The organism is Mesorhizobium sp. Primo-A, assembly GCF_003997175.1.
Classification (GTDB): domain Bacteria; phylum Pseudomonadota; class Alphaproteobacteria; order Rhizobiales; family Rhizobiaceae; genus Mesorhizobium; species Mesorhizobium ciceri.
In genome coordinates, this window is the sequence record NZ_RZTG01000010.1 from 191,883 (window position 1) to 213,712 (window position 21,830).

The 21,830-nt window shown below is 63.7% G+C and carries 19 protein-coding genes; 9 read left to right on the plus strand and 10 right to left on the minus strand.

Annotation, left to right across the window (positions count from 1 at the left end):
- The first annotated feature begins 69 nt into the window (after window positions 1–69).
- From EOC83_RS19875 to EOC83_RS19885, 3 genes are all read left to right on the plus strand, one after another.
- Window positions 70–714 (plus strand): hypothetical protein, encoded by a 645-nt coding sequence (locus tag EOC83_RS19875; protein ID WP_063169091.1) that lies wholly within the window; start codon window positions 70–72, stop codon window positions 712–714.
- A gap of 181 nt (window positions 715–895) precedes the next feature.
- Window positions 896–1,438 (plus strand): hypoxanthine phosphoribosyltransferase, encoded by a 543-nt coding sequence (gene hpt, locus EOC83_RS19880; RefSeq protein ID WP_013529401.1) that lies wholly within the window; start codon window positions 896–898, stop codon window positions 1,436–1,438.
- Between the two features lie 74 nt (window positions 1,439–1,512).
- The gene (locus EOC83_RS19885) at window positions 1,513–1,884 is read left to right on the plus strand and encodes a response regulator (protein WP_063170346.1); all 372 of its coding nucleotides are present in this window, start codon (window positions 1,513–1,515) and stop codon (window positions 1,882–1,884) included.
- Here EOC83_RS19885 and EOC83_RS19890 read toward each other — a convergent pair whose 3' ends face one another.
- Window positions 1,885–2,832, minus strand: a complete 948-nt coding sequence (locus tag EOC83_RS19890) for a DMT family transporter (protein WP_024503766.1) — start codon at window positions 2,830–2,832, stop codon at window positions 1,885–1,887.
- A gap of 222 nt (window positions 2,833–3,054) precedes the next feature.
- Here EOC83_RS19890 and EOC83_RS19895 point away from each other — a divergent pair, with 222 nt between their 5' ends.
- Window positions 3,055–3,936, plus strand: a complete 882-nt coding sequence (locus tag EOC83_RS19895) for a LysR family transcriptional regulator (RefSeq protein WP_024503767.1) — start codon at window positions 3,055–3,057, stop codon at window positions 3,934–3,936.
- Here the strand turns inward: EOC83_RS19895 and EOC83_RS19900 are convergent.
- The 6 genes from EOC83_RS19900 to argH form a co-directional block, all read right to left on the minus strand.
- Window positions 3,915–4,286, minus strand: a complete 372-nt coding sequence (locus tag EOC83_RS19900) for a glyoxalase superfamily protein (RefSeq protein ID WP_063169090.1) — start codon at window positions 4,284–4,286, stop codon at window positions 3,915–3,917. The two genes, EOC83_RS19895 and EOC83_RS19900, sit on opposite strands and share 22 nt — an antisense overlap.
- Window positions 4,287–4,398: 112 nt before the next feature.
- Window positions 4,399–6,987 (minus strand): TIGR02302 family protein, encoded by a 2,589-nt coding sequence (locus tag EOC83_RS19905; protein WP_063169089.1) that lies wholly within the window; start codon window positions 6,985–6,987, stop codon window positions 4,399–4,401.
- A 238-nt stretch (window positions 6,988–7,225) separates the two neighbouring features.
- Window positions 7,226–8,167 carry a threonine/serine dehydratase gene (locus tag EOC83_RS19910; protein WP_063169088.1) on the minus strand — a complete coding sequence of 314 codons (942 nt, stop codon included), beginning with the start codon at window positions 8,165–8,167 and terminating at the stop codon, window positions 7,226–7,228.
- 39 nt (window positions 8,168–8,206) lie between these two features.
- Window positions 8,207–9,475: a diaminopimelate decarboxylase gene (gene lysA, locus EOC83_RS19915; protein ID WP_063169087.1), complete on the minus strand. Its 1,269-nt coding sequence runs from the start codon at window positions 9,473–9,475 to the stop codon at window positions 8,207–8,209.
- 62 nt (window positions 9,476–9,537) lie between these two features.
- Entirely contained in the window at window positions 9,538–9,744 is a 207-nt protein-coding gene (locus EOC83_RS19920; protein ID WP_013529409.1) for a lipoprotein, read from the minus strand.
- A gap of 151 nt (window positions 9,745–9,895) precedes the next feature.
- Window positions 9,896–11,296, minus strand: coding sequence for an argininosuccinate lyase (gene argH / locus EOC83_RS19925; RefSeq protein WP_063169086.1), 1,401 nt, complete (start codon window positions 11,294–11,296; stop codon window positions 9,896–9,898).
- Window positions 11,297–11,331: 35 nt separating this feature from the next.
- Here argH and EOC83_RS19930 point away from each other — a divergent pair, with 35 nt between their 5' ends.
- Window positions 11,332–12,021, plus strand: a complete 690-nt coding sequence (locus tag EOC83_RS19930) for a TlpA disulfide reductase family protein (protein ID WP_063169085.1) — start codon at window positions 11,332–11,334, stop codon at window positions 12,019–12,021.
- Window position 12,022: 1 nt separating this feature from the next.
- Here the strand turns inward: EOC83_RS19930 and EOC83_RS19935 are convergent, their stop codons facing one another.
- Window positions 12,023–14,455, minus strand: a complete 2,433-nt coding sequence (locus EOC83_RS19935; protein ID WP_063169084.1) for an EAL domain-containing protein — start codon at window positions 14,453–14,455, stop codon at window positions 12,023–12,025.
- Window positions 14,456–14,816: 361 nt separating this feature from the next.
- Here EOC83_RS19935 and ugpB point away from each other — a divergent pair, with 361 nt between their 5' ends.
- From ugpB to EOC83_RS19955, 4 genes are all read left to right on the plus strand, one after another.
- Window positions 14,817–16,127, plus strand: coding sequence for a sn-glycerol-3-phosphate ABC transporter substrate-binding protein UgpB (gene ugpB / locus EOC83_RS19940; RefSeq protein WP_013529413.1), 1,311 nt, complete (start codon window positions 14,817–14,819; stop codon window positions 16,125–16,127).
- Between the two features lie 157 nt (window positions 16,128–16,284).
- Window positions 16,285–17,205, plus strand: a complete 921-nt coding sequence (gene ugpA / locus EOC83_RS19945) for a sn-glycerol-3-phosphate ABC transporter permease UgpA (protein ID WP_050580468.1) — start codon at window positions 16,285–16,287, stop codon at window positions 17,203–17,205.
- Window positions 17,206–17,214: 9 nt separating this feature from the next.
- On the plus strand, window positions 17,215–18,063 hold the full coding sequence (gene ugpE, locus EOC83_RS19950) for a sn-glycerol-3-phosphate ABC transporter permease UgpE (RefSeq protein WP_013529415.1): 849 nt from the start codon (window positions 17,215–17,217) through the stop codon (window positions 18,061–18,063).
- 7 nt (window positions 18,064–18,070) lie between these two features.
- Entirely contained in the window at window positions 18,071–19,132 is a 1,062-nt protein-coding gene (locus tag EOC83_RS19955; protein ID WP_024503776.1) for a sn-glycerol-3-phosphate import ATP-binding protein UgpC, read from the plus strand.
- Between the two features lie 36 nt (window positions 19,133–19,168).
- On the opposite strand, the gene EOC83_RS19960 is transcribed toward EOC83_RS19955, so the two are convergent.
- Entirely contained in the window at window positions 19,169–20,251 is a 1,083-nt protein-coding gene (locus EOC83_RS19960; protein WP_013529417.1) for an ABC transporter ATP-binding protein, read from the minus strand.
- Window positions 20,248–21,828, minus strand: a complete 1,581-nt coding sequence (locus EOC83_RS19965; protein ID WP_063170345.1) for an iron ABC transporter permease — start codon at window positions 21,826–21,828, stop codon at window positions 20,248–20,250. Before EOC83_RS19965 ends, EOC83_RS19960 begins: the two co-directional genes overlap by 4 nt.
- Window positions 21,829–21,830 lie beyond the last annotated feature (2 nt).

A 21,830-nucleotide genomic window follows, 5' to 3' on the forward strand; every position in this document is an offset into this window, starting at 1 on the left:
GGGAAGCGTTAACCATTTGTGTTTACGCAAAAGAAACGAAAAGCGAACACGTGCTGCAATGCTGGGGCCATGATGGCTGACGATCGAACCGCGCGCCCGGTTTCCGGCGAAATCATGACCGATCCGACGGCAATTGCCGCGGCGGACCGGTTCATGCGCGGTTCGGCCGCCGACATCGTCGATGCCGATTACGTGGTGATGCCGCGCCCTGCACCTGCCGTGGAAAGCGTTTCGCCGCTGCCGCGTGCGATCGTGATGCCACCCATCGAGGGCATGGACATGCTGCGCAAGCCCGAAGCCCCGCCGGAGCGGCCGCCAGCCTCGCGCGGCGGGCCGATCTTCTGGATCGCCGGCATCGGCGCTGCCTTGGCCGCCTTCTGGGTTTCCGGCGGGCACGCGCTGGTGCGCCAGGTGCCGTTCCTGTCCAGCGCGCAAGCGTCGGCGCTCAGCATTTCGGGCGTCACGTCACGCGTCGATGCTTCCGGACCGAACCCTGCGCTGTTCGTCGATGGCGAGGCCGCCAATGACGGCGCCAAACCGGCGCAGCTGCCGCCGCTTGAAATCCGGGTGACCGGCAATGACGGGCACATCACCCGCTATACGTTGGGGACATCCGGCCGTTCGCTGGCCTCTGGCGAAAGATTCGGCTTTGCCAGCCGGCTCGACGTGCCTAGAAACGGTGTAAGAACTGTATCGGTCACCTTCGCCGAATAGCGTGTGCTGATATTCAGGTGAGACTGGCCGCAAACGGCGGTTTCCTGCGCTTCCGGTGCTCACGTACTTCAGTACGCTCCGCTCCGGTTCTCGGAAACCACCGTTTTCGACTCAGCCTGACCTGAATCTCAACACGTGCTGGGCGTGAACGCGTTTAGGCAAGAAATCAGCGGGGCGAAAAATGCCAATTGTACGCGGCAAGGACATCGAAGTCCTGTTTTCTGCATCGGCGATCGCGCGGCGCAATCTCGAACTCGCCAAGGAGATTGCCGGACACGACTACCATGACCTCCTGGTGATCTCGGTGCTGAAGGGGTCGTTCATCTTCGCCGCAGATCTCATCCGCGCCATGCACGATGTCGGCCTGTCGCCGGAGGTCGAATTCATCTTCATCTCCAGCTATGGCGCCGGCACCAGCAGCGGCGAGGTGAGGGTGCTGCGCGACATCGACAATGAGGTCGCTGGCCGCGACGTGCTGCTGATCGACGACATTCTCGAATCGGGCAAGACGCTGAGCTTCACCCGCGAGCTGATGCTGTCGCGGGGCGCCAAGAGCTGTTCGATCGCCGTGCTGCTCGACAAGCGCATGCGCCGCCAGACCGAACTCAATGCCGATTATGTCGGCTTCGACTGCCCCGACTATTTCGTCGTCGGCTACGGCATGGATGTAGCCCATGCCTTTCGCGAGTTGCCCTTTGTCGGTGTCGTCAAAGGGGATGCCTGAGCGGCAGCAAAAAGGTTTGCTGATCCTCAGCGCTTTCAGGAAAAGTCAACTTTTGGCGGCCAAATATGCCGGCCATGGCAAAGCTTCTGATCGTCGAGGACGATGAGTCCGTCCGCACCCTGGCCGCCCGCGCGCTTGAACGCGCCGGGCACACAATCGATATCGCGGCGGATGGCGCGCAGGGGCTTGCGCTGATCCAGGCCGCGCGTGGCGGCTATGATCTCGTCGTCTCCGATATCCGCATGCCGGAGATGGACGGCATCGAGATGGCGATAGCGGCGGCGACATTGTTTCCCGCCATCAAGATCGTGCTGATGACCGGCTATGCCGACCAGCGCGAGCGCGCCGAGGAATTGAACGGCATCATCCTCGATGTCGTGCAGAAGCCTTTCACGCTGGCTGAAATCCGCTCGCGCGTCGAACGGGCGCTGATCTGCTTCGCCTGATCAGGCTGGGTCGGCGGCAGCGAGCACAGGTGGAGTACTCTTGCGCCGTTCGGTGCTGAGCGCCAGCAGGCCGGCGCCGATGATCAAGGCGGCACCGATCACGGTCGTCGACCGCGGCACCTCGGCGAAGAACAGGAAACCCCACAGCGGCGACCACAGGATGCCGGTATATTCGAAGGTGGCAACGCGGTTGGCCGGCGCCATCCGGTAAGCCTGCGACAGCAGGATCATGCCGGCGGAGGCGACGAAGCCGCAGGCGGCCATCTTTAGAAAATCCGGCAGCGTCGGCCAAAGCCATGGCCGTACCAGGAATTCCAAGCTGGGGTGGACGGCGTGGGTTATGCCGGCAAGGTGAAACGCGCCGGCAACCACGGCGGCGCCAACCAGATAGGCGCCGTTCTGATAGAAGGCCATCACGGTGGACGATTCGGTGTCGCCGATCTTGCGGGCCATCAGCTGCGAAAAACCATAGAGCGCCGCCGAGCCCAGCGACAGCAGCGCTGCCCAGTCGAACAGCCCTGCGCCGGGGCGCAGCATCACGAGGACGCCGAACAAGCCGATCAGCACGGTTGCCAGTGTCTGCCAGGAGACGCGCTCGCCAAGGTAGGGCCCGGCGAGCACCATGATGAACAGCGGCGCCATGAAATAAAGCGCCACCGCATCGGCAAGCGGCAAGGCGGCGATGGCCAGGTAGTACATCGTATAGGAGGTGAACTGGATGAAGGCGCGCACCGTCAGCATGCCGAATCGCTTCGACAGGATCGCCCGCAAGCCAACATCAGCATGGACCAGAACGATGAGGATCGGCAGAGCGACGATCGAGCGGATCGCCATCACCTCGGTCACTGGATAACCGCTCGACACGGCTTTGACGAGCGGATCCTGCAGCGAAAAGACCAGCACGCCGAGGCACAGGCTCAGGATGCCGCCCACCATCCGATTTTGCATCTGCATCCAGGCTCCTGCGCGTACGATCCGAAGCTGCCGCCTGCGGGGTAAAAAGAACCCGCCACCGTTTCGGGCAGCGGGCACGAGTGAGGACTCTTGATTGGTCCGCGGCTGATTTCGCAGCCGCATATCCAATGGGTGAGGCGACTATCATCCGCCGTTTGACATGTTGCAAACGAATTGGAATGATGCCAGCAATCAAATTCTCTTATGGCGGATTTCATGCGGCCGACCCTCGACAGCGACCTCCTGCGCACCTTCGTGGCGATTGCCGAGACCGGCAATTTCACCAAGGCGGCGGAGCAGGCCGGCCGCACCCAATCCGCGGTGTCGATGCAGATGAAGAAGCTCGAAGATCTGATCGGCGCCAGCCTGTTCGAGCGCGGTTCGCGCGGCGTCGCGTTGACGCGGCGCGGCGGCGAACTCATCGTCAACGCCCGCCGCATCGTCTCGCTGCTCGACGAGACGTCGGCATCGATGGCGGCAGCGCCGCTTGGCGGGCCGGTGCGCATCGGCATTCCGGAGGAATATGGCCACGCCATCCTATCGCGCGCGCTCGGCGCTTTCTCGAAGCGTCATACGCAGGTCGAGGTCACCGTGCGCTATGCCCATTCCGGGGCACAGATGGCGGCGCTCGCTGCCGGCGAGCTCGATCTGTGCGTGGTGTTCGAATGGCAGGATCCCGCCGGCGGCGAAGTGCTGATGCACGACCCGACCGTGTGGGTGACATCGTCCCTGCATCACATGCATGAGGAACAGCCGGTGCCGATCGCGCTCTACAACCGGGCCGGCTGGTGCAAGGACTTCGCCATCAAATCGTTGGAGCAGCGCGATCTTGCCTATCGTGTCGCCTATACCAGCGACACCACCGGCGGCCTCAAGCTCGCCGTCACCTCCGGACTGGCGATCGCGCCGATCTCGCGCAGCAACATTCCGGACGGCTGTCGTGAACTGACCACGGCGGACGGATTCGGCGCCATCGATTCCTCGAACGTGGTGATGCACCGCAACCCGAACGCGTCAGGCGAGGCGATCGACGGCATGCAGGATGCGATCCGCGAAGCCTTCGTCAACAGGCTCAGTCAGCCGGCGGCATCCTCGTAGAAATGCAGCCTGTTGCCGAACGGATCGGCGACCGATACCTCGCGGGTCTTCCAAGGCGTCTCTTCCACGCCTGGCCTGGCGAAGCGGTAGTTTTTGCCGGTCAGCTCGCCATGAAGAGCCGTGATGTCCTCGACCTCGATGCGCAGGGCGATGCCGGGTGCACCGTCGCCATGATGTTCGCTGAGATGCAGGACGCAGCCGTCGCGGCCGATCGCCATGTAGAGCGGCGCGTCGTCGGCGAAGCGATGTTCCCACTGCACCTTGAAGTCGAGGAAGCCGACATAGAATTCACGCGCCTTGGCAATGTCGAAGATGCGCAGGATGGGTGTGACGGCGCCAAGTCTGGGCATGGTGGTGCAACCGTGCGAGAGGGTTTTCAGGTGGGATGGACGGGGGCGGCAATCCCCTTGTTTTTTCGCAATTCCGGACGGAAAACCGCTTCACACATTTCCTGGAATTGCTCTATTTCAGCTCGAGCAGCCGTTCCAGATAGCTGCGTTCGATGTCAGGGCTGAGCGCATTGCCGAGCCGCTTGCGGATCGCTTCCAGAATCTGGCGGGCGCGCTGGACGTCGATCTCGTCGGGCACCTTCACCGAATCGCCGAAATCGGGACCCTGGCTGGCGCGCGGCCGGCCGAGCGGATCGCGATCGGCGTTCTGCTGGCGGCCGCCTTCCTCGCCGCCACCCTGGTCGCCCTGCATGGCCTGCATCTGCTTCATCATGTCCTTGGCGCCCTTGCGCAGCGCTTCCAGCGCCCGGCCCTGATGGCCGACGGCCGCATCGCCTTCGCCCTCGCCGAGTGCCTGTTCGGCATTGCCCATGGACTTGCCGGCCTCGCCAAATCCTTCATTGGGCTCCATACCCATGCCTTCGAGGCCCTTCTTCAGCTGTTCGAGGTCGCTCTGCAACTGGCCCTGGCCCTGCTGCAGCTGTTTCAGCGCATCGGCGAATTCCTGGGGCGTCATCGGCTTTTGCCGGGCGAGCGGATCGCGGTCTTCGCCGACGCCGGGTCTGTCCTCGTCCTGGCCGCCTTCGCCGAGCTGCTCGTCACGGTTCTGCCCGCGCTGGCGCTCGCCGCGCTGCATCTGATCCATGCGGAAGGTGTCGTTCATCATCTCCTGCTGACGGCGCAGGATCTCGCCCAACTTGTCCATCTGCTGGCGCATCTCGCTGTCCTGCTGGCCGCCTTGCTGCTGACGGCCGGCCTGCAGATTGTTCATCATGTCCTGCAGTTGCGACAGCAATTGCTGGGCCTTGTCGCGATCACCGGACTTCGCCAGGTTCTCGATCTGGTCCATCATGCGATCGATGTCGCTCTGGCGCAGTTCCTGGCCATTCTGCTGCATCTGCGGGGCGTTGGGATTTTGCTTGGCGCGCTCCGCGAATTCCTGCAGGAACTGGTTCATCGCCTCGCGCAGTTCCTTCATCGCCTTTTCGATTTCAGCGTCGCTGGCGCCATTCTTGATGGCGTCCTGCAGCGCCTGTTGCGCCTGGCGCAGCCGCTTTTCGGCGGCCGAAAGATTGCCTTCCTCGATGCCGAGCGCGATTTCCCAGAGATAGGAGACCTCGCTGCGCAATTGATCGTCGCTGTCGGCCATCTTCAGCCGGGTGCGGGCGCTCATGATGGCGAGGTAGTGGGACATGTTGTCGAAGGTGTCTTCCGGCCGCAGCGTGATGGCGTCCATCAGGTCGAGCACGCGCGGCTTGGCGTTGGCGTCGAGCGCCAGCAGGCGGCGCTGTTCGATCACGGCGCGTGCCAGCGGATTGGCGAAAGGCCGCTCCGGCATCAGCAGCGTCTTGGTTTCGCTCGATGCGGTGTGCCCGGCATCGTCGGTGGCGACCAGCGTCAGCTTGATGCTGCTGCCGGCCCAGACATGCTCGGTCAGGTCCTTCGAGGTCCTGGCGGCGTTCGACTTGCCGCCGCGGCGCGGCAGCGTCAGCGGCATTTCAGGTGCACCGTACAGTGGACGCGCATTCGGCGCCTGCGGATCGGCAAGCGCGAGCACCGCCTTGGCGGTGGCGGCGCCATAGTCGTCGTCGATCTGGTAGTTGAGCTCGAAGGCGCCGTTGGCGGCGCGCTTGGGCTCGCCGACGAAGCGGATCTGCGGCGGCTTGTCCGGTACGACCGCGAAGGCCCAGCGGCCGAGCTGGTCCTCGCCCGACGTCAGCGTCAGCGTGCCGTCGCCGGTCAGCTTGCTGGTGAACTGGCGCACCTTGGACGGCGTCGCCGGGCTTGCAGCCGGCTTGGCGGCGGCCTGCGGCGCAGCCGGGTCGATGGCGCGGGAATTGCCATTCTTGTCGGCGTAGCCGAGCGTTTCCTCGCCTGAGCCGCCCGTCACGCGCAGCGAAACGTCACTGCCTTCGGGAACCGTAAAGGTCGGGATGGCCTGGTTGGCGTCGGCGGTCAGGAAGATCGGCGGCTTGCCGGTGTAGGACGGCGGCGTCACCCAGGCGTCGATGCGCGGCGGCACGATATCGCGCGCGCCATGGGCATTGAAGCCGTCGCTGATCCTGCCGCCCGTCGGCCCGAAGGAGAAGGCGAAGGCGGTAACGAGCAAAAGTGCCGCCACCGCGCGCAGGGCCCAAGGGTCGCGCTCCGGCACGCGCGTGCGCGGCAGGTCGGCGCCGAGGTTGTCGAGCTTTCCGGCCATGCGCTTCTGGTGTTCGCGCCATAGCGCCTGCGAGAAGCTGCTTTCCCGGCCGCTTGGCCGGTCGGTCTGCACCAGCACCGGGCTGTGCAACAGTTGATTGGCTGCCTCGATGCGGCGGTCGATTTCGCCGGCGCCCGGCAGGCGGAAGAAACGCAGGGGATAAAGCGCGGCCAGTGCTGCTATGGCAAAGGCAGCGACCAGGCCGATGCGCGCCATATCCGGCAGCCGGGAGAATAGCCCGAGCCAGGAGATGCTGAGGAACAGGCTGGCAACGATGACGAGGGGAAGCAGCAACGGCCAGCCGCGCTCGACCACCATCGAGACCCGCGTGGCCAGCCTGCTCAAAGCCAGCCGCCCGGCGAGGCCGCGATCGCTGCTGAAGGTGGGTCGTTGCGTCATCGGCCCTTCCTTGAGCCTATGGCATCCCGAAACCGGGATGCGGCCCTATCCCTTTGAGCATGATCTGTTCCGAAAGGGATTCCATGTTTCGGGATCATGCTGTGGAGCGGGCAGATAGCCCGACGCCTCACGACTCAAAGAATACCAGCAAACACGGCAAAGGCGAGGCGGTTCGAAAAAACGTGAAGTGGACCGTTATAGTTCCATCCTGCATACCCTTTAGAAGGCAGCAGGCCCTTTAGAAGGTAGCGGGGTCCGCATTCGCCCCGCAGACCAGCACGGCGAGCCGTTCGCCCTGCGCCGGCGCATAGCGGCCCGACAGGATTGCGGCAAAGGCGGCCGCACCTCCCGGCTCGGAGATGATGCGGGTTCGGTTCCACAGCGCCTTCTGCGCGGCGACGATGTCGTCGTCGCCGACCAGGATCGAGCGTTCGACATAGGCCTCGGCGATCGGGAACATCATTTCGCCGACGCGCTTTGGCGCCAGCGAATCGGCGGCGATGCCCTCGGCCGGCGCATCGACGGGGTGTCCGGCCTCGAAGGCGCGATGCAGCGTCGGCGCTCCTTCCGGCTCGACGGCGATGATACGGCTGCGGCCGGCGAACCAGGCAGCGATGCCGCCGATCAGACCGCCGCCGCCGACAGCGACCAGCAGCGTGTCGATCCGAGGCAAATCGGCCTCGATTTCGAGCCCAAGCGTGCCCTGGCCGACGAGCGTTTCCTCCTGGTTGAAGGCATGAATCTGCAAAGCGCCGGTCTCCTCGGCGAACCGTTCGCTGGCGGCCAGCGCTTCGGCATAGCGGGCGCCGCCGACGATCAGCTCGGCGCCATAGGAGCGGATCCGTTCCAGCTTGGCCGCCGGGCTCACTTCGGGAACGAAGATGGTCGCCTTGTGGCCAAGCCGCATGGCGGCATAGGCGACGGCCGCGCCATGGTTGCCGCCCGATGCTGCGACGACACCGGCCTTTGGGACCGCACGCTCCAGCAGGTTGGTGAAGGCGCCGCGCGCCTTGAACGAGCCGGAATGCTGCAGGCATTCGAGCTTCAGGTCGACGGCCAACGGCGGCCGATCGAAGTCGGCCATGTCGACGCGCAGCACCGGCGTGTGCCTGATATAGGGGCGGATGCGCGGTTCCATCGCGGCAATGCGCTCGCGTGTGACGGTGATGCCGTTCGTCATGATTGCTCCCTGTGACGGGTCGGTGTGTTTCCGGCGCTTCTATGCAAGCCAGTCGGGCATCGAATCCAGTCCGATCAGGTCGTCATAGGTCAGGCGTGGGCGCACGACGTGGAACCGGTCGCCGTCGACCAGCACCTCCGGAACCAGCAGACGGGTGTTGTAGGTGCCGGCCTGCACCGCGCCATAGGCGCCCGCGGTGGAGACGGCAATCAGGTCGCCGGCCTTCAGCCTGGGCAGATCGCGGTCCAGGCCGATATAATCGCCGGTCTCGCAGACCGGGCCGACGACGTCGACCATCATGCGCGGCGTGTCCGCCGGCGGCTGCACGACCGGACGGATATCGTGGAAGGCATCGTAGAGCGTCGGCCGGATGAGATCGTTCATGGCGGCGTCGACGACGAGGAAGTTCTTGGCGTCGCCTTCTTTTACGAAGATCACTTCCGAGACGAGGATACCGGCATTGCCTACGATCAGCCGGCCCGGCTCGAACATCACCTTCAGCCCGAGCTTGGTGACATGCTTCCTGACGATCTGGGCATAGGCATCGGGCAGCGGCGGCGGGTTGTTGTCGACGCGATAGGGGATGCCGAGGCCGCCGCCGAGGTCGATATGCTCGATGGCATGGCCGTCCGCCCGCAGCGCGCCGACCAGATCGACAAGCAGGGCGAAGGCGTCGTCGAAGGGCTGCAGCTCCGTGATCTGGCTGCCGATATGGGTGTCGATGCCGGTGATCCTGATGCCGGGAAGCGTTGCCGCGCGGGCATAGACCTGCCGCGCCCGCTGCCACGGGATGCCGAATTTGTTCTCGGCCTTGCCGGTGGAGATCTTCTTGTGGGTCCTGGCGTCGACATCGGGATTGATGCGCAGCGAGATCGGCGCCACCTTGCCAAGGGCAACGGCTCGCGCCGACAACAGCTCAAGTTCAGGCTCGGACTCGACGTTGAAGCAGAGAATGCCGGCGGCAAGGGCAAAGTCCATTTCGCGCGCAGTCTTGCCGACGCCCGAAAACAGGATCTTGCCGGCCGGAATGCCGGCGGCCAGCGCCCGGCGCAATTCACCTTCCGAAACCACGTCGGCGCCGGCGCCGAGCTTCGCCAGCGTCCGCAGGACGGCCTGGTTGGAATTGGCCTTCATGGCGTAGCAGACCAGCGTGTCGAGCCCGGCAAAGGACTGGGCAAACACCCGGTAGTGCCTGGTCAGGGTGGCCGTCGAGTAGCAGTAGAATGGCGTGCCGACCTGTGCGGCGATATCTGGTATCGCCACGTCCTCGGCATGGAGCACGCCGTCGCGGTAGTCGAAATGGTTCACGGGAGTGATTCCGGAAGTTGCGGCAAGATGAGATCGGGTTGGAAGGCCCCGCTCTCGTCGGCCTAGATCAGCGGGTCGAGGATGAACTTCTTGTCCTTGACCGGTTTTTCTGGCTCCGGCGGCACGGGCTGATGGGCCTTCGAGGCATCCTTGCGCGCCTGCACGGCCGCCTCATAGGGCGTGTCGAGACCGCCCCTCCTGCCGCAGGCCGAGACGGCCGCGATCGCCACCAGCAGCGTCAGCGTCACCAAAATCCTGCTTCCGGTCATCGATCCATCCGTCCGAAACGTTTGTCAGCCGCCGCTTTTAGCCGAGTTCTCGGCGCATTGCACCCCGAGATATTGCTCGTCGCAATATCTGGCGCAACGTCCGGATATTGCTGGTCGCATGTCCGGGATATTGCTGGCGCAACATCCGGCATTACGCTTTCGCCAGTCGCTTTTTCCAGGCGCGGATCTGCTTCCTCACTTCCGACGGCGCGGTGCCGCCGAAACTGGTGCGGCTCTTGACCGAGTTCTGCACCGCCAGCACTGAGAATATGTCGGCCGTGATGCCGGGATCGATCGACTGCAGATCCTCCAGCGAAAGCTTCTCCAGCCCCACCTTCTTGTCTTCGGCCAGCGCCACCGCCCGGCCGGTGACATGATGCGCCTCTCGGAACGGCAGGCCGAGCGTGCGCACCAGCCAGTCGGCAAGGTCGGTTGCTGTCGCGTGGCCGGAGCCGGCGGCCTTCTTCATCGCGGCTGCGTTGACCGTCATGTCCGAGACCATGCCGGTCATCGCCGCCAGCATCAGGTCGAGCGTCTCGGCGGCGTCGAATACCGATTCCTTATCTTCCTGCATGTCCTTGCCATAGGTCAAAGGCATGCCCTTCATCACCGTCAGCAGGCCGACCAGATGGCCGGTGACGCGGCCGGTCTTGCCGCGCACCAGTTCGGCGGCATCGGGATTCTTCTTCTGCGGCATGATCGACGAGCCGGTGGAAAACGAGTCCGACAGCCTGACGAAGCCGAATTGCGGCGTCGACCAGATGATGATCTCTTCGGCCAGCCGCGACAGATGCGTGGCGCAGATCGCGGCCATGGCAAGGAACTCGAGCGCGAAATCGCGATCCGAGACGCTGTCGAGCGAATTGCGCATCGGCTCGCGGAAGCCGAGCCCCTTGGCGGTCCGGTGGCGGTCGATCGGGAAGCTGGTGCCGGCAAGTGCGGCGGCACCGAGCGGGCTTTCGTCCATGCGTTCGATCGCATCGCGGACACGCGACAGGTCGCGCGAAAACATCTCGACATAGGCCATGCAGTGATGGCCGAAGGTCACCGGCTGGGCCGCCTGCATATGGGTGAAGCCCGGCATCACGGTCGCCGCATGCTCCTCGGCCCGCTCCAGCAGCGCCTCAATCAACCCCTTCAACGCCTCGGCGACGCGAAAGCACTCCTCCTTGACCCAGAGCCGCAAATCGACCGCGACCTGATCGTTGCGCGAGCGGGCGGTGTGCAGGCGGCCGGCCGCCGGGCCGATCAGATCGGCAAGGCGCGCCTCGATGTTCATGTGGATGTCTTCGAGCCGCGTCGAGAACTCGAAGCTGCCGGCCTCGATCTCTCTCAGGATCGTGTTCAGCCCGTCAGCGATTTTTTCTTGATCGGCCGCCGAAATAATGCCCGTTTGCGCCAGCATCTCGCTATGGGCGATCGAGCCTTTGATGTCCTGCGCATAGAGTTTGCGGTCGAAGGAGATAGACGCGTTGATCGCTTCCATGATGGCGGCCGGACCCGAGGCAAAACGTCCGCCCCACATCTGGTTGCTGGTTTTCTTATCGCTCATGGCTATAACCCGTGCTTCGGAGCAGTTTTGAGAAAATGGCAGACGGTAGTAGATTCTTCCCGGCCCCGCGCCTGATCCTCGCCGCCTTGGTGGCGGGCGCGCTGGCGGGCGCGGTCGCGGTATATGTCAGCGAGAGCCGGTCTGGCAACAATGCACCGGCACAAGCTGCCGTGGGTGAGAGCAAGGACGACGTGGCCTGCGCGGCCAAGAGCGACCGCGCCAAGAAGGTCGCGGCTTCGGCCACCGGTGAGGTCGCGGCACTTTTGCCGGCCGATCCGCCACAATCCCTGAAGAGCCTTGCCTTCAACGGTCCGGACGGCAAGCCGATGACGATTGCCGATCATGCCGGCAAGACGGTGCTGCTCAATCTGTGGGCGACATGGTGCGCCCCGTGCCGTGCCGAAATGCCGGCGCTCGATGCGCTGCAGAAGGAAAAGGGCAGCGACGCCTTTCAAGTGATCGCCGTCAATGTCGATGCCGGCGACGATGTGAAGCCGAAGAAGTTCCTCAGCGATACCGGCGTCGCGACGCTTGGCTATTACCGGGATTCGACGATGGCGCTGTTCAACGACCTCAAGAAGCGCGGCCTGGCGCTAGGCCTTCCTGTCACCATGCTGGTCGACGGCGAGGGCTGCCTGATCGCCCATATGAACGGCCCGGCCGAATGGTCGGGGCCGGACGCCAGGCGGCTGGTCGAGACGGCACTCAAGCCCGAGAGCCTCTAGTCTAGCGTGTGGCTAGCGCAGGTGCCGGTGCGAAGGCCAGAACGCTTCTGTCGCGCAAGGTAGCGGGTTTGCTGCCGACAGCGGGTGCGACGACACCGGTCAGCTCGCCGAATTCTTCGATGAGAGCTGGCCTGCCGATATAATAGCCCTGGCCGATCTCGCAGGCTTCGGCGTCCAGGAATTTCAGTTCGCCGAGCGTCTCGACCCCCTCCGCCAGAACCGGCAGGCCGAGACCACGTCCAAGTCCCAGGACGGCGCGCACGATCGCCGCGACCTGGCCGTTCTTGTCGACCGACTTGATGAAGGAGCCATCGATCTTGATCTTGTCGAAGGGGAAGGCGCGGAGGTTGGAGAGCGAGGAATAGCCGGTTCCAAAATCGTCCATGGCCACGCGCACGCCCAGCGCCTTGACCTGCCGCAAGGTGGCCAGCGCCCGCGGCATGTCCTTGACAAGCGCCGTCTCGGTGATCTCAAGCTCGAGCCTGCCGGGCGCCAGGCCGGAATTCAGCAATGTTTCGTGGACCTTGCGGCTGAAATTCGTGTTGTGGAGCTGCACCGCCGAAACGTTGACGGCCACTGTCAGCGGATTTTCCCAGCGGGCGGCTTCCTCGCAGGCAGCCGTCAGCACCCATTCGCCAATCTGGCCAATGGCGCCGCTGTCTTCGGCCACCGGGATGAATATGGCCGGCGACACGTCGCCGCGAGTCGGATGCCGCCAGCGGACCAACGCTTCGAAGCCGACCATCTTTCCGCTGCTGATCTCTTTCTGCGGCTGGTAGACGAGATAGAACTCCTGGCGTGCGACCGCCTGGCGCAGTTCGTGCTCCATGACGCGCTTGTCGCGGGCCTCGGCCCCCATCGATGCTTCGAAATAACGGTAAGTGTCCTTGCCTTCGGTCTTGGCCCGGTAGAGTGCCGTATCGGCGTGGCTTATCAGGCTGGCCTGGTTTTCGGCATCCGACGGATACAGCGCAATGCCGATGCTTGCCGACACAAGGCCGCCGCCGACCGAGAGCCGGTTTTCCTCGCGCATGGCGGTCAGCACCGCGTTGGCGATACGGCCCGCCTCCAACGGGTCGGCCAGGTTCGGCGCGATGATGGCGAACTCATCGCCGCCCAGCCGCGCCACCATCTGCCCTGGACGAAGGATACCGGTCGCGCACTGCGCAACCTTCTGCAGCATGGCGTCGCCTGCGCCGTGCCCATACAGGTCGTTGACCTCCTTGAACCGGTCGAGATCAAGCAGCAGAAGCGCAAGCTGGCCGCCTTTCCTGGTCCGGACCATCGCAGCGATTTCCGTCTCCAGCCGGCCGGAAAAGCTGCGGCGATTGGCCAGTCCGGTCAATGGATCGAAATGGGCAAGCCGCAGGATCTCCTGTTCCGCCTTCTTGCGCTCGCGAATGTCGCGGACCGCGACCACGTTGTGCGGTTTGCCACAGTAGTCGATGCTCCTGGCGATCAGCTCGACAGGAATGCTCGTGCCATCGCGACCGCTCAATTCGGCCTCCTGCGGCTGTTCGCCGAAGCCCGAGATATCGGATCCGAAGAGATCGCCAAGCTGCATTCCGTTCAGGGTCGCTGTTGCTTTGCCCGTCAGTGCCGCAATGCTGTCATTGGCACTGATGATGCGGTTGCCGTCGCAGACGATCAGCCCCTCCACGGCGGCATTGGCCAGGCCGTGCATGCGGTCGACCTCGAGCTTCTGGCGACGGAAGCGCAAATCGATCCACAGCGCCGATGCCGACAGAACCAGGATCACCAGTGTGGCGGCGGCGGCCGCGAAAGCCTGCGAGGTCGGCTCGATCGTGTATTCGGATATGACGATCGAGGGATCGGGGAAGATCGAGACGGCACCCATCCCGATGAAATGCAGGGTGCAGATCGCCAGCGTCAGCAGCACCGCGCCGCCGGATGTCGCCTTCAAGGAGGGGCGGCGCTGCACGACACGCAGCGCCAGCGCCGCGAGCGTTACGCCGGCCAGCAGGGAAACGGCGACAAGCAACAGGTTCCACTCGATACGGCCCTGAACCTCGAACGCCGCCATGCCGATGTAGTGCATGGCTGCGATACCGCCGCCCAGCACGGCGCCGCCGACGAGATGATAGTCGAACTCATCCCGCAAGGTGGCGATCCACATGCCGGCTGCCGTCAAAGTGACCGAAGCAGCGAGCGAAAGCACGGAGAGTGCCGGATCATAGGCACTGGGTATGCCCGGTGTGAATGCGAGCATGGCGATGAAGTGCGTTGCCCAGATGCCAAAGCCGGTCGAAGTGGCCGCGATCATCAGCCAGGCAAGCCGGTTCCGATCTGTGGAACGGCTTATGTGCTGAAGCAGGTTGACAGCAGAGAAGCAGGAAATTCCGCAGATCAACGCGGCGAGTGCGACCAGTCTCAGATCATGTTCGTTGACGATACAATTGTAGACCGTCAGCATTTATTTCACCTGAGCTTTGGAAATAAACAGGGCAGCAGGATTGAGTAGCGCGTTGCCGTTGAGGGATCGATAAAGTCGGCTGCAACCTTGGCGTGTCTCTTCGGGTTGCTGCGGCTGCAATCAGGGCTGACACGCCGAAAGCCAGCTTGACGGTCCCGACGGTGGTTCCTGGCGCGCTTGTCGTCGCGCTAAGCCGGCTAACCGCATCGCTTCCCATGCCTCCAAGCGGAGACGAGCGTTGCGTCAGGTAAAGGGTGAAGTTCGTCGATCTGCAACAAAACCGTTGTCTGATTGTCATGAGCGACACATATTGCCTTCGCGGGAGTGCCCCCTTTCGCCAATGACAAACGGGAGATGAAACATGAAGTCCTTCGGCTTCGCGGCCGGTGTTGCCGCTACCTTTATGACGCTTTCCTCAACCTCCGCTTTTGCCGTCACGCAGATCAGTTGGTGGCACGCCATGACTGGCGCCAATGCCGAAGTCGTCGACAAGATCTCCAAAGATTTCAATGCCAGCCAGAGCGACTATGAGCTCGTTCCGGTGTTCAAAGGCACGTATCCCGAGACGCTGAATGCCGGCATTGCCGCCTACCGCGCGGGCCAGGCGCCAGACATCATCCAGGTGTTCGACGTCGGCACCGGCGTGATGATGGCGGCCGAAGGTGCCATCAAGCCCGCAGCCGATGTGTTGACCAGCGCTGGAATGACCTTCGACAAGAGCCAGTATCTGCCAGGCATAGTCGGCTATTATTCGAAGCCGGACGGCACCATGCTCTCCTTCCCCTACAACTCCTCCTCGCCGATCCTTTATTACAACAAGGATATCTTCAAGAAGGCTGGTCTCGACGTCGATAGCCCACCCAAGACCTGGAATGAAGTGTGGGAAGACGCCAAGAAGATCAAGGCGAGCGGCGCGGCCGCCTGCGGCTACACCTCGACCTGGCTGACCTGGATACATCTGGAGAATTTCGCGGCCTGGAATGACGTGTCATGGGCCACCCAGCAGAACGGTCTGGCCGGCGGCGATGTCGAGCTCAAGATCAACGCGCCGATTTTCGTCAACCATTTCCAGGCGCTGGCGGACCTCGCCAAGGACGGCACCTTCAAATATGGCGGCCGCACCTCCGAAGCCAAGCAGATCTTCCTTGCGGGCGAATGCGGGATCATGACCGAATCGTCCGGCGGACTTGGCGATATCGTCAAGTCCGGCATGAATTACGGCATTGGCCAATTGCCGTATGACAGCGACGCCAAGGGTGCGCCGCAGAACACGACGCCGGGTGGCGCCAGCCTGTGGGTTTTCGCGGACAAATCCGATGAGGAATACAAGGGCGTCGCGGCCTTCTTCGCCTACCTGTCGAAGACCGAGGTGCAAGAATACCTGCACCAGAAGTCGGGTTATCTGCCGGTAACGCTGGCGGCTTATGAAGCGACCAAGAAGTCCGGTTTCTATGACAAGAATGTCGGCCGCGAGACCCCGATCCTGCAGATGACGGGTAAGACGCCGACCGACAATTCCAAGGGCGTACGTCTGCCGAATCTGCCGCAGGTGCGCGATATCCAGAACGAGGAGTTCGAGAAGATGCTCGCCGGCCAGCAGACCGCGCAGCAGGCGCTCGACAATGCGGTTACGCGTGGCAATGCCGCGATCAAGGAAGCGCTGGGGAATTAGAGCGAGCGCAGGTCCTTGCTCTACGGCGCACCCATCTGTCCCGCCGGGCATCTCCCCTCGTGAGGGGAGTTTTGCCGTGCCTTGCGATTTCGCCAATGGTCGATGATGCCCAGTCCGAAACGCTCATCAAAGCCATCTTGGCGGAGAGGGGTGCCGCATGGTGCCCCCCGCCTCATCACCTCGGAGTGGCTCCGTGACCCCTCGCGTCGTGTTCCCCAACAAGGTCCTTCCCTACCTGCTTGTGGCGCCGCAACTGGCCATCACGCTCGTTTTTTTCTACTGGCCGGCCGGTCAGGCGTTCTACCAATCCATGCTCAGGCAGGATCCGTTCGGGCTGAGGACCAAGTTCGTCTGGTTCGCCAATTTCAGGAAAGTGCTTGCCGATCCGGCCTACCTGAACTCGATCAAGGTCACGGTGGTGTTTTCCCTTGCGACCGCTATCGTCGCCATGTGCGTGGCGCTCCTGCTGGCGGTCATGGCAGAGAAGGTGGTGCGCGGCAAAGGTCTCTACCGCACGCTCTTGATCTGGCCCTACGCGGTGGCGCCGGCGATTGCCGGTATGCTGTGGCTATTCCTCTTCAACCCTTCGATCGGGTCGCTGGCCTACATGCTGAGGAGTTTCGGCATCGCCTGGGATCCACTGCTCAATGGCACCCACGCCATGATCCTGCTGGTGTCCGCCGCTGCCTGGAAGCAGATCAGCTACAATTTCCTGTTCTTCGTCGCCGGCCTGCAGGCGGTGCCGAAAGCCTTGATCGAGGCGGCGGCCATGGACGGCGCCGGCGAGACCAAGCGATTCTGGACCATCGTCTTCCCGCTGCTTGCGCCGACGACCTTCTTCCTGCTGGTCGTCAACACCGTCTATGCCCTGTTCGACACGTTCGGCATCGTCCATGCCGTCACCGGGGGCGGTCCGGGCAAGACGACTGAGACGCTGGTCTACAAGGTCTACAATGACGGCTTCGTCAATCTGATCCTCGGTGACTCGGCGGCGCAGTCGGTCATCCTGATGATCATCGTCATCTCGCTCACCGCCATCCAGTTCCGCTATGTGGAACGCAAAGTCCATTACGGCTGAGGGCGAGCGATGATCGGCCAGTCACCGCTCCGCACCGTCATCGCCCACGCCATGCTGATCCTCGGCATATTGATCGTCGCCTTCCCGATCTACTACACGTTCGTTGCCTCGACGCAGACGCTGCAAACGATCCTCAGGCCGCCATTGCCGCTCCTGCCCGGCGATCAGTTCTGGAACAATTACAGCGAGGCATTGTTCGGCGGTGTCGGCCGCATCGGCGGCGTCAGCGTCGGCAGGCTGCTGCTCAACACGACGATCATGGCGCTCGGCATCGCGGTGGGAAAGATATTCATCTCGATCCTGTCTGCCTATGCGATCGTGTTCTTCCGCTTTCCGCTGCGCATGACCTTCTTCTGGCTGATCTTCATCACCCTGATGCTCCCCGTCGAGGTGCGCATCCTGCCAACCTACAAGGTGATGGTCGATCTCGGCATGATCGACACTTATGCGGGCCTGATCATCCCGCTGATCGCCTCGGCCACCGCCACGCTGCTGTTCCGCCAGTTCTTCATGACGATTCCTGGCGAATTGGTTGAGGCGGCGCGGGTCGACGGTGCGGGGCCGTGGCGCTTCTTCTTCGATATCCTGTTGCCGCTGTCGCGGACAAATATCGCGGCGCTGTTCGTCATCCTCTTCATTTATGGCTGGACACAGTATCTGTGGCCGTTGCTCGTCACCAACAGCAGCAACATGAACACGATCGTCATCGCGCTCAGAAAGATGGTCTCCTTCGCCGATGCCGATACGCAATGGCACCTGGTCATGGTTACAGCGATGCTGGCCATCGTGCCGCCGATCCTGGTCGTGGTGCTGATGCAACGCTGGTTCGTTCGCGGCCTGGTCGATTCCGAAAAGTGAGAAGCTGATGGCGACCGTCGATCTGAAGGATGTGAAGAAGGTCTACCCCAGCGGTTTCGAGGCCGTGAAGGGCGTTTCAATCGCGGTTCCCGACAAGGAGCTTTGCGTGCTGGTCGGCCCGTCGGGTTGCGGCAAGTCCACGCTGCTCAGAATGATCGCCGGGCTTGAAACCATCTCCTCGGGAACAGTTGCGATCGACGGCAAGATCGTAAATTCAACCGGTCCGACCGAGCGTGACATCGCCATGGTGTTCCAGAACTACGCGCTCTATCCGCATATGAAAGTCTACGACAACATGGCCTATGGGCTGCGCAACCGCGGCACGCCGAAAGATGAGATCGACAGCCGGGTCCGCGCGACGGCGAAAATACTGGAACTTTCGGCGCTGCTCGACCGCCGCCCGCGCGAGCTTTCCGGCGGCCAGCGCCAGCGTGTCGCCATGGGTCGTGCCATTGTGCGCAATCCGAGGGTTTTCCTTTTCGACGAGCCGCTTTCCAATCTCGATGCCAAATTGCGTGGCCAGATGCGCGTCGAGATAAAGAACCTGCAGCGCTCGCTTGGCGTCACGTCGGTCTATGTCACACATGACCAGCTCGAGGCGATGACGTTGGCCGACATCCTCGTCGTCATGAATGCCGGACTGGTCGAACAAATGGGGGCGCCGCTCGACGTCTACGAAAGGCCGGCCTCGACCTTCGTCGCTTCCTTCATTGGCGCGCCGCCGATGAATCTCCTGCCCCTTTCGCAAGGGCCGGCTGGTCCGGCGCTGGCTGATGGCAAGACGATTGAATTTGCGCCTGCGAACGCCGTCACGCTCGGCTTCCGCCCCGAGGATGCCGACGTCACCTTCGGGTCCGAGGCACCGTCCGGCGCGCTCATCCTGCCGGCGCTGGTCGAGGCAGTCGAACCGGTAGGCGCCGAAAGTTTCCTTCACTGCGCTGCAGGTGGCAGCAGGATCGTCGTGCGGGTCGCGGGTCGCGCCACCGCCACGGTTGGCAACCAATTGCGCGTGGTTGCCAAGGCAGAAAAGCTGCACTGGTTCGATCAGGCCGGAAAGCGCGTCGGCTAATCAGAAAGATATGCCTACGCTCCACCCACGCGGCGTTCAGGCGAAGACATGCGCCTTTCCCGATACAGTCAGCCGGACGATCTCGCCGACCGCCGGCGCGTCCATGCCCGGTTTGCGCAGGACCAGCGGCGTGTTGCCGATCGCTGCCGCATCGGGCGGATCGGCATTGTTCAAGAGCCGCACCGCGACCGTGCACATCGAGCCGGCGAATTCGGATTCCGTCACCTCGCCGAACAGCATGTCCGAGGTGCCGGACATACCCTCGCGCGACGTTCTCTTCAGCGCGATCTGCTCCGGGCGAAGCATGATGCGGGCGATATCGCGGCTGTCATGGGTGTCGACCGCGATGCGGCCGAGCGGCGAGTTGGCGAAGCCATTTGATATCTTGGCCGGCAGGATGATGGCGTCGCCGAGGAATTCGGCGATCATCCTGTCCTTCGGCTTGAGATAGAGCTCGCGCGGCGTGCCGATTTGCGAGAACTTGCCGTCGCGCATCACCGCGACCTGGCTGGCGAAGGACAGCGCTTCGGCCTGGTCGTGCGTCACCAGGATGGTGGTGATGCCGGCGGCCTCCAGAAGTTCGGCCACCGCCTTGCGCATCGAGGCGCGCAGGCCGGTATCGAGCGCCGAGAACGGCTCGTCGAGAAGCATCAGCCTGGGCTTCATCGCCATGGCCCGGGCCAGCGCCACACGCTGCTGCTGGCCGCCGGAAAGCTCGTGCGGGCGGCGTTTGAGGATCGCCTTGTCGAGCCCGACGATATAGGCGAGCTCGACGATGCGCTCAGCGCGCTTGTCCTCGCCGCGGCCCATGCCGAAACCGATATTGTCGCCAATGGTCAGATGCGGAAACAGGGCACCATCCTGCGCCACCACACCGATGCCTCGGCGATATGCCGGCACCGCAGCGCCGCCGTTGGCCAATATGGCACCGTCGAGCGTGATGTGGCCCTGGTCCGGAGCCTCGAAGCCGGCAATCAGCCGCAGCAGGGTCGTCTTGCCGCAACCGGAAGGACCGACGATCGCCGTGCGGCTGCCGCTGGCGACGCTGAGGTCGACGCCGGCAAGGGCCGCCACCGGGCCGTATTGCTTGTGCAGGCCGCTGATTTCGAGAAAGCTCATCGTCCGGCCATCCGTTTCGACTGGACATAGAGCAGCCAGGTCAAGGGCAGCGACATCACCACCATGATGAAGGCGTAGGGTGCCGCCGAGGCATAATCAATCTCGCCACTGTAGGACCAGAAAGCCATCGCCAGCGTGCGGGTGCCGTTCGGTGCCAGCATCTGGGTGGCGGTCAGTTCGTTCATGATGCCGAGCGCCACCAGGGCCATGCCGGCCGCGGCACCCGGCGCCGACAGGCGGATCGTCGTCGACCACAGCGCCTGCAGCGGCGGCCGGCCGAGGCTGGAAGCGGCGCGTTCGAGTTCGACCGGCGCCTGCGCGATCGATGCCCGCAGGCTGACCAGCGCGCGCGGCAGGAACATCAGCGCATAGGCAACCAGGATGGTGAACAAGGTCTGGTAGAGCGGCAGCGCGATGCGTACGGTGATGGTGACCAGCGCCAGTGCGATGACGACCCCGGGCAGCGAGCCGACGATGTAGTTGCAGCCCTCCAGAAGACGCTGCAATGGCCCCGGCGCGCGGATCGAGATCCAGGCCATCGGCATGGCGGCGACGGTGGCGAGCAACGCGCCGGCGAGCGCCAGGAACAGCGTCTGGCCAAGCGCCAGGCCGATCTCGTCCAAGCGCCAGACAGCGGCGCCGCCGGCGGCAAGCCAGCCGCCAATGGTGACGAACGGCACGCCGAGCGCCAAAAGCGTGATGACGACAAGCAAGAGCAGGCTAGGCAGGGTGGCGCGTCCGAGGCTTGTGCGTTGCTGATGGCGCGCCGCGCCGGAGCCGACACGGGCATAGCGCTCCTCGCCGCGCACCAGCACTTCGAGGCCGAGCAGCACGAAGCAGCAGCTGACCAGCACGCCGGCCAGCATGTTGGCGGCCGGTCCATTGAAGGTCGACTGGAACTGGTCGACGATCGCCGTGGTGAAGGTGTCGAAGCGGATGAAGACATAGAGGCCGTACTCGGCCAGCAGATGCAGGCCGACCAGCAGCGAGCCGCCGCAGATGGCGAGCCGCAATTGCGGCAGCACGACCCGCCAGAACACGCGCCGGGGCCCCAGGCCGAGTGCGGCGGCGGCGTCTTCCAGGGCGGGATCGAGACGGCGCAACGCCGCCGACACCGGCAGATACAGGAACGGGAAATAGGCGATCACGGAAACCAGCACGCCGGCCCACAGGCCGTGCAGTCCCGGCACCATGGTGACCCAGGCATAGCTGTGCACAAAAGCCGGGATGGCGAGCGGCGCCACGCACAGCCAGGCCCAGAGCCGGGCGCCCGGCAGGTCGCTGCGCTCGGTCAACCAGGCCAGCGAAACCGACAGCACGATGGTGATCGGCACCGAGAGCGCGACCAGCAGGACAGTGTTGACCAGAAGCTCGCCGACACGCGGCCGGAAGACCAGTGCCGAGACTGTTTCCCAGCCGGTCTGCACCGCGATCCAGATGATGAAGGCAAGCGGCACCAGCGCCAGCAGCGCAACGAAGATGGCGGCGAGGACCAGCCAAAGCGGTGCGCGTCGCCGAGCCCTTCGGCCTGTGCCCGAAGGCAGGCCCGAATGCGCGAGATCGACCGCGGACTGCATCA

Bases quoted from the DNA above. Each gene is read 5' to 3' on its own strand.
- argH (WP_063169086.1), bottom strand. From the start codon at position 11,296: ATGAGCGATAAGAAAACCAGCAACCAGATGTGGGGCGGACGTTTTGCC.
- EOC83_RS19890 (WP_024503766.1), bottom strand. From the start codon at position 2,832: ATGCAAAATCGGATGGTGGGCGGCATCCTGAGCCTGTGCCTCGGCGTG.
- ugpE (WP_013529415.1), top strand. From the start codon at position 17,215: ATGATCGGCCAGTCACCGCTCCGCACCGTCATCGCCCACGCCATGCTG.
- ugpB (WP_013529413.1), top strand. From the start codon at position 14,817: ATGAAGTCCTTCGGCTTCGCGGCCGGTGTTGCCGCTACCTTTATGACG.
- EOC83_RS19895 (WP_024503767.1), top strand. From the start codon at position 3,055: ATGCGGCCGACCCTCGACAGCGACCTCCTGCGCACCTTCGTGGCGATT.
- EOC83_RS19905 (WP_063169089.1), bottom strand. From the start codon at position 6,987: ATGACGCAACGACCCACCTTCAGCAGCGATCGCGGCCTCGCCGGGCGG.
- EOC83_RS19955 (WP_024503776.1), top strand. From the start codon at position 18,071: ATGGCGACCGTCGATCTGAAGGATGTGAAGAAGGTCTACCCCAGCGGT.
- EOC83_RS19965 (WP_063170345.1), bottom strand. From the start codon at position 21,828: ATGCAGTCCGCGGTCGATCTCGCGCATTCGGGCCTGCCTTCGGGCACA.
- EOC83_RS19900 (WP_063169090.1), bottom strand. From the start codon at position 4,286: ATGCCCAGACTTGGCGCCGTCACACCCATCCTGCGCATCTTCGACATT.
- EOC83_RS19885 (WP_063170346.1), top strand. From the start codon at position 1,513: ATGGCAAAGCTTCTGATCGTCGAGGACGATGAGTCCGTCCGCACCCTG.
- EOC83_RS19960 (WP_013529417.1), bottom strand. From the start codon at position 20,251: ATGAGCTTTCTCGAAATCAGCGGCCTGCACAAGCAATACGGCCCGGTG.
- ugpA (WP_050580468.1), top strand. From the start codon at position 16,285: ATGGTGCCCCCCGCCTCATCACCTCGGAGTGGCTCCGTGACCCCTCGC.
- EOC83_RS19935 (WP_063169084.1), bottom strand. From the start codon at position 14,455: ATGCTGACGGTCTACAATTGTATCGTCAACGAACATGATCTGAGACTG.
- EOC83_RS19920 (WP_013529409.1), bottom strand. From the start codon at position 9,744: ATGACCGGAAGCAGGATTTTGGTGACGCTGACGCTGCTGGTGGCGATC.
- hpt (WP_013529401.1), top strand. From the start codon at position 896: ATGCCAATTGTACGCGGCAAGGACATCGAAGTCCTGTTTTCTGCATCG.
- EOC83_RS19910 (WP_063169088.1), bottom strand. From the start codon at position 8,167: ATGACGAACGGCATCACCGTCACACGCGAGCGCATTGCCGCGATGGAA.
- EOC83_RS19875 (WP_063169091.1), top strand. From the start codon at position 70: ATGATGGCTGACGATCGAACCGCGCGCCCGGTTTCCGGCGAAATCATG.
- EOC83_RS19930 (WP_063169085.1), top strand. From the start codon at position 11,332: ATGGCAGACGGTAGTAGATTCTTCCCGGCCCCGCGCCTGATCCTCGCC.